Below are 6,234 nucleotides of genomic sequence, written 5' to 3'. Positions count from 1 at the left end.
TCGACGATGATCAGCGTCCGCTCGAACTGGCCCATGTTCTCGGTGTTGATGCGGAAGTACGCCTGGAGCGGGATGTCGACGTGCACGCCCGGCGGCACGTAGATGAAGGAACCGCCGGACCACACCGCGGTGTTGAGCGCGGCGAACTTGTTGTCCCCGGGCGGGATGACGGTGCCGAAGTGCTCCTGGAAGATCTCGGGGTGCTCACGCAGCGCCGTGTCGGTGTCCAGGAAGAGCACGCCCTGCTCCTCCAGGTCCTCACGGATCTGGTGGTAGACGACCTCCGACTCGTACTGCGCGGCGACACCGGCGACCAGGCGCTGCTTCTCCGCCTCCGGGATGCCGAGCTTGTCGTAGGTGTTCTTGATGTCCTCGGGCAGGTCCTCCCAGCTCTGGGCCTGCTTCTCGGTGGAGCGGACGAAGTACTTGATGTTGTCGAAGTCGATGCCCGACAGGTCCGAGCCCCAGTTCGGCATGGGCTTCTTCCGGAAGAGCTTGAGGCCCTTCAGGCGGAGCTTCAGCATCCAGTCCGCCTCGCTCTTCTTCCCCGAGATGTCGCGGACGACGTCCTCGGAGAGGCCACGCTTGGCGGTGGCACCGGCCGTGTCGGAATCGGCCCAGCCGTACTCGTACTTGCCCAGTCCCTCGAGCTCCGGGTGAGCAGTCTCCGTAGGAGAGGTCATGCGGGGTTCCTCCCGGCGGTGTTCGCAGGTGATGCTGTGGTGGCGTTGCTGGTCGTGCTGGTGGTGCTGGTGGTGGCATTGCTGGTCGTACTGGCGGGTCCGTCCAGGGGGCTCCCCGCCGACTGCGGAGGAAGGGTCTGCGGGATGAAGGTGGTGCACACCCCGTCGCCGTGGGCGATCGTCGCCAGTCGCTGCACGTGGGTGCCGAGCAAGCGGGAGAAGACCTCGGTCTCCGCCTCGCACAGCTGCGGAAACTGCTCGGCGGTGTGCGCCACCGGGCAGTGGTGCTGGCAGAGCTGCTCGCCCCCGGAACTTCGCCCGGGAGTGTCCCCGGCGGAAGCGGGCGCACTGCGTGCGGTGGCAGCGTACCCGTCCTGCGTCAGGGCCTCGGCGAGCGCCCTGGTGCGCTCCTCGGGCGGCACCCGCTCCAGCGCGTGGCGGTACCGCTCGGCCTGATCGGCCACGCGGGCACGGGCGAAGTCCGCGACCGCGGCCTCTCCCCGCTCACCGCCCCCGGCACTCCGCGCGATCCAGCGCAGCGCGTCCGCGGCAAGCCGGTCGTAGTCCTGGTCGAAGGCGTCCCGGCCGCAGTCCGTGAGCGCGAAGATCTTGGCGGGGCGGCCCCGCCCTCGCGAGCCGTAGACCCGTTTCTCGCGCGGTTCGACGACTCCCTCACCGAGGAGCGAGTCGAGGTGGCGGCGTACCGCAGCCTGGGTCAGCTCCAGCCGCAGTGCCAGTTCGGCGGCGGTGGAGGGGCCGTGGTCGAGGATGGAGCGCGCCACCCTGTTCCGCGTGCCGTGCTGCTCGTCCTGGGCTCCTGTGCTGCCGGCGGCCCTGGACAGACCTGACCCGCCGGGGGCCGGTGTGGCCGCCGCGCGCGTCTCCTGTCCCTCAGCCGTCTTTTTCACAACGCCATTGTTGCGTAATTCTTCCCAGCCGGGCAAGCCGCCTCGTGACCTGCCCGGATGGACTGCATCACGTAAGGGGAGCCTTACTTGTGCGCCGCGGGCGCCGCGTACAACGGTCTTCGTGGTTCCTTCGGACCCGGGCCACGGGTGAACCGCCGGTCTCCCTAGACTCGCCCGTATGGGAAGCGGAGCGGCCCTCGAGGTCGCGGGGCTGGTGAAGCGGTACGGCGGGAAGACCGCGGTGGACGGTCTGGATCTGTCCGTCGCGCACGGCACCGTCACCGCCGTACTGGGACCCAACGGCGCGGGCAAGACCACCACCGTCGAGACCTGTGAGGGCTACCGCAGCCCGGACCGCGGCACCGTCCGGGTGCTCGGCCTCGACCCTGTCGCTCAGGCCGCGCGGCTGCGCCCCCGCATCGGCGTCATGCTGCAGAGCGGCGGGGTCTATTCCGGGGCACGGGCGGCGGAGATGCTGCACCACATGGCCGCCCTGCACGCGCACCCGCTGGAGGTCGGCACCCTCATGGACCGGCTGGGACTGGGCGGCTGCGGACGAACGCCCTACCGGCGGCTCTCGGGCGGCCAGCAGCAGCGGCTGGCCCTGGCACTGGCCGTCGTCGGCCGCCCCGAACTGGTCTTCCTCGACGAACCCAGCGCGGGACTCGACCCGCAGGCCCGCCGTGCCGCCTGGGACCTCGTGCGGGAGCTGCGCGCCGACGGTGTCACCGTCGTGCTGACCACGCACCACATGGACGAGGCGCAGGAACTGGCCGACGACGTCGTCATCGTGGACGGCGGGCGGGTGGTCGCCGAGGGCAGCCCCGAGAAGCTGTGCCGTGGCGGCGCCGAGAACTCGCTGCGCTTCACCGGACGCCCCGGGCTCGATCTGGCCTCGCTGCTCAAGGCGCTCCCCGACGGGACCGCCGCCGCCGAACTCGCGCCGGGGGGCTACCGCCTCACCGGCGCCGTTGACCCCCAGCTGCTCGCCACCGTCACCTCCTGGTGCGCGCAGAACGGCGTCCTGCCCGACGGCATCTCGGTCGAACGGCGCACGCTGGAGGACGTCTTTCTGGAACTCACCGGCAAGGAGCTGCGGTCGTGAGCGTCGGTACCTTCACTCCCGAGCCCGGGGCGGCGCCGCTGTCGCGGATGATCCGCGCACAGGCGGCTCTGGAGACCCGGATGCTGCTGCGCAACGGCGAGCAGGTGCTGCTCACGGTGGTCATCCCGACGCTGCTGCTGGTGCTCTTCAGCACGGTCGACATCATCGACACCGGCGGCGGCCGGCGTGTCGACTATCTGGCACCGGGCATCCTGGCGCTGGCCGTACTGTCCACGGCCTTCACCGGACAGGCCATCGCCACCGGCTTCGAGCGCCGCTACGGCGTGCTCAAGCGGCTCGCCGTCTCGCCGCTGCCCCGGTGGGGCCTGATGGCCGCGAAGACCTGTTCGGTGCTGGTCGTCGAGGTGCTGCAGGTGGCGCTGCTGACCGCCGTCGCGCTGGCGCTCGGCTGGACGCCGCACGGCGACCCGCTGACCGTGGCGCTCCTGCTCGTCCTGGGCACCGCCGCCTTCTCCGGTCTCGGACTGCTGATGGCCGGAACGCTGCGGGCGGAGGCCACGCTCGCGGCCGCGAATCTCGTCTTCATCCTGCTGCTGGTCGGCGGCGGGGTCATCGTGCCGCTGGAGAAGTTCCCCGGCGCCGTACAGGGCGTACTGCAACTGCTGCCGATCGCGGCTTTGTCGGACGGTCTGCGCGAAGTGCTGCGGCACGGCGCGGGTGTCCCGTGGGGTGAGCTGGGGGTGCTCGCCTGCTGGTCCGTGGCCGGGCTGGCCGCCGCGGCCCGCTTCTTCAAGTGGGAGTGACGTCCCGCCCGCCCCTCGTGAATGTACGCACAAGCGTCCCCGTACGATGAGCCCGTGCCGAACCTGCTTGACGTCGTGCGTAATCCGATCGCCGCCATCGCGGCGCGCTGGACCCCGGCCCCGCGAACGCTCCGGCGGGCCACCGGGTCTGCGCTGATCATGAGCGTCTTCATCATCGTGACCGGCGCCGCCGTGCGGCTGACCAGTTCCGGGCTGGGCTGCGACACCTGGCCCAAGTGCAGCGACGAGAGCCTGTACGCCACTTCGGAGATGGGTGTCCACGGCGCGATCGAGTTCGGCAACCGGATGCTGACGTACGTGCTCAGCGCCGCCGTCGGCTGGGCCATCGTCGCCGCGCGCTCCACCGAGCCCCGCCGCCGCTGCCTCAGCCGGCTGGCCTGGGCACAGTTCTGGCTCGTGATGGGCAACGCCGTCATCGGCGGCGTCACCGTGCTGACCGGCCTCAACCCCTACTCCGTCGCGGGGCACTTCCTGCTCGCCGTCGCACTGCTCACGGTCGCCACGCTGACCTGGCTGCGCTCCCGCGAGGGCGACACGCCGCCCCGGCCGCTGGTCGGGGGGTCCGTCAGGCAGCTGGTCCAGGGCCTGGCACTGGTCACCGGCGCGCTGATCATCGTCGGCACCGTCGTCACCGGCGCCGGTCCGCACGCGGGAGACAGCAGCGACGTGCCACGGATGCCGGTCGACTGGCGGACCGTCACCCAGATCCACGCCGCCCTCGCCTGGATCGTGGTGGTGGGAACGCTCGCGCTGTGGCTGGTGCTGCGCGCGTTCGACGCACCGGCCGGTCCCCGGCAGCGCACGCGCGAGCTGTTCCTGGTCCTGCTCGCCCAGGGCGTCATCGGATACGCGCAGTACCTCACCGAGCTGCCCGAGATCCTGGTGGGGCTGCACCTGCTGGGGTCGGCACTGGTGTGGGTCGCGGTGCTGCGGCTGCTGCTGTCATTGCGGGAGCGCGGACTGCCGGCCGGCACGACGGCACCGAGCACGGACCGGGCCCGGCTTCCGGCCCCCGCGCAGAGCGCGCCGGATCAGCCCGCGACCGCCGCCTCCAACCGGTAGATCCGCCGCGCGGTCCCACTCGCGATCTGCCGGGCGATGCGTACGGCGTCCCCGCCCGTGCAGCCGCCGTCCGCCACCCATTCCGTCAGCAGCTCCTCCAGCGCCCGTACGAACGTGCGGGCACGCACCACGTACAGCTCCGGCAGCGCCCGGGCGCCAGAGGAGAAGAGCAGCTTGCCGAAGGGCGCCTCGGCCAGTGTCTCGGCGGGCCGCGGGCCGATATCGGCGTAGACGTGCGGGTATGCGGCGGCGAGCCGTGCCGCGACGCGGTGGTACGGCCGCCGCGTGAGCAGTACGACGTCGTTGCCGAGCCCGCTGCCGGCCCGGAGAAAGCCGGCCAGCGGTGCGGGGTCGCCGCAGTGCAGCTGCACCGGACGGCCGGTGACCAGCGCGCCCCACAGCAGATGGCGGACGAGCGCGGGCTCCGCCCCTACCGTGTCGGCGGGGCAGTGGGACGGATCAGCGGTGCCGGATTCCGGGCCCGGGGTTCGCCGGCTCCGCGCGCGCAGCCAGCGGTCGGCCGCCCGCTGCACCTCGTACAGCCCCGGCGGCCGTTCCTCCCTGAAATCGGCGGCGCAGGTGAAGGCGACCGCGCCGCGTGCCGCTCCGTGCAACGCCTCGGCGGTGTCGCTGACGAACGCGCGCACCGAACCGGAGGTGTCGGCGACCTGCTCGGCGAGCGCGCCGAGGCCGACCGCCTCCCGCGCGCTCCCGGCGGCGGCCGCGGCCAGCTCTCCGGGCGAGCTCAGTCCGTGCGGGCCGGGGCACGGACCGCGGTCGCCCAGGGCGGTGGTGTCGACGAGAAAGCAGCTGATGCCGGTACCTCGCAGCAGTGCTCGCGCCGCCCGGTACGCACCCATTTCGCGCCGCCGCGCCAGATACCTGGCCGGTGAACAGTGCGGTTCGAGGCCCAGCAGCGGCGGGCACCAGCGGAGCAGCTCCAGACCGAGACGGCTGTCGAAGAGCGTGCCGCCGGCCGGCACGCTCCCTCCCGTCGCCGCCGCGAGGTGTGTCTCGAAGGTGCCGAGCCCGAGGTCCGCGTGGAGCACGCCGTAGCTGTGCTGGTCGACAAGCTCGCTCAGCCCGGGCAGTCCCCGCCGTCCGGGTGCTCCGGGAGTGCCAGGGGCGCGCGTCCGGACGCTCACGGGCGGACGCCCGAGAGCACTGTCCGGGAATCCCGGGAAACCTGCCGCCATCCGCGCCTCCTGGTCCCGGTGGGACTAACGCCCGGAACCGGATTGGGTGTCGGGCCCGGCCCGGTGTGGCGTCGGTCTCCCCTCCGGACTGCCCGTGGCCGCCGGGGATACCCGTCGGTAGCATTGTGTGCATGGCAGACACCAGCAAGCGGGCGGCCAAGCTCGCCAGGGAGATCACCGCGTTCGCCGGACGGCACGGCGGCAGCGCGGAGGGGCAGATCGCCTATGTGGGGCAGACCGGCGCCCGTATCGTCCTCGTCGGCGCGGACGGCGGCTGGGGTGACCTGATGGCTCCCTCGGTGGAGACCGCACGGCAGGCCACCGAGCAGGCCGGGATCACCGTGCACGACACCTTCGACGGCGAGCTGGCCGGCAAGGTGAGCACGGGCCCGTACGAGTGGAGCCGCATGGCGGGCATCCAGCTCGGCGGCCCGGCCGGCGCCTGACACCAGCGGCGAGGGCCCCGGCTCCGGTCGGAACGTCACCGTTCCGACC

At 72.2% G+C, this 6,234-nt stretch carries 6 protein-coding genes and 1 pseudogene; 4 read left to right on the top strand and 3 right to left on the bottom strand.

The annotated features are described in order from the left end of the window. Positions 1 to 683: pseudogene (locus tag ACRDP3_RS03810) on the bottom strand (Fe-S cluster assembly protein SufB); the annotation flags it as partial. After that, positions 680 to 1,591 carry a helix-turn-helix transcriptional regulator gene (locus ACRDP3_RS03805; RefSeq protein WP_431515367.1) on the bottom strand — a complete coding sequence of 304 codons (912 nt, stop codon included), beginning with the start codon at positions 1,589 to 1,591 and terminating at the stop codon, positions 680 to 682. The gene ACRDP3_RS03805 and the pseudogene ACRDP3_RS03810, both read right to left, overlap by 4 nt. 178 nt (positions 1,592 to 1,769) lie before the next feature. On the opposite strand from ACRDP3_RS03805, the gene ACRDP3_RS03800 reads away from it, so the two are divergent. Genes ACRDP3_RS03800 through ACRDP3_RS03790 form a run of 3 tightly spaced genes read left to right on the top strand, consistent with a single transcriptional unit; the run spans position 1,770 to position 4,543 of the window. Continuing rightward, positions 1,770 to 2,696 (top strand): ABC transporter ATP-binding protein, encoded by a 927-nt coding sequence (locus ACRDP3_RS03800; protein ID WP_431515366.1) that lies wholly within the window; start codon positions 1,770 to 1,772, stop codon positions 2,694 to 2,696. Positions 2,697 to 2,743: 47 nt separating this feature from the next. Continuing rightward, complete coding sequence (locus tag ACRDP3_RS03795) at positions 2,744 to 3,460, top strand: ABC transporter permease (RefSeq protein WP_431515369.1); 717 nt, start codon at positions 2,744 to 2,746, stop codon at positions 3,458 to 3,460. Positions 3,461 to 3,481: 21 nt separating this feature from the next. Then, a complete protein-coding gene (locus tag ACRDP3_RS03790) occupies positions 3,482 to 4,543 on the top strand; it encodes a COX15/CtaA family protein (protein ID WP_431515365.1) in 1,062 nt (353 codons plus the stop codon). Here ACRDP3_RS03790 and ACRDP3_RS03785 read toward each other — a convergent pair. Then, positions 4,513 to 5,634 (bottom strand): amidohydrolase, encoded by a 1,122-nt coding sequence (locus ACRDP3_RS03785; RefSeq protein ID WP_431515368.1) that lies wholly within the window; start codon positions 5,632 to 5,634, stop codon positions 4,513 to 4,515. The two genes, ACRDP3_RS03790 and ACRDP3_RS03785, sit on opposite strands and share 31 nt — an antisense overlap. A gap of 236 nt (positions 5,635 to 5,870) precedes the next feature. Between ACRDP3_RS03785 and ACRDP3_RS03780 the strand changes: the two genes are divergently transcribed. After that, positions 5,871 to 6,185: a hypothetical protein gene (locus tag ACRDP3_RS03780; RefSeq protein ID WP_431515364.1), complete on the top strand. Its 315-nt coding sequence runs from the start codon at positions 5,871 to 5,873 to the stop codon at positions 6,183 to 6,185. The last annotated feature ends 49 nt before the right edge of the window (positions 6,186 to 6,234 follow it).

Origin of the sequence: Streptomyces sp., assembly GCF_050698815.1 — a bacterium.
Lineage (GTDB): Bacteria > Actinomycetota > Actinomycetes > Streptomycetales > Streptomycetaceae > Streptomyces.
Note: the sequence above shows the minus strand (reverse complement) of the source record. Positions and strands in the feature narration are given on the sequence as shown.

Bases quoted from the DNA above. Each gene is read 5' to 3' on its own strand.
- ACRDP3_RS03780 (WP_431515364.1), top strand. From the start codon at position 5,871: ATGGCAGACACCAGCAAGCGGGCGGCCAAGCTCGCCAGGGAGATCACC.
- ACRDP3_RS03795 (WP_431515369.1), top strand. From the start codon at position 2,744: ATGATCCGCGCACAGGCGGCTCTGGAGACCCGGATGCTGCTGCGCAAC.
- ACRDP3_RS03800 (WP_431515366.1), top strand. From the start codon at position 1,770: ATGGGAAGCGGAGCGGCCCTCGAGGTCGCGGGGCTGGTGAAGCGGTAC.
- ACRDP3_RS03790 (WP_431515365.1), top strand. From the start codon at position 3,482: ATGTACGCACAAGCGTCCCCGTACGATGAGCCCGTGCCGAACCTGCTT.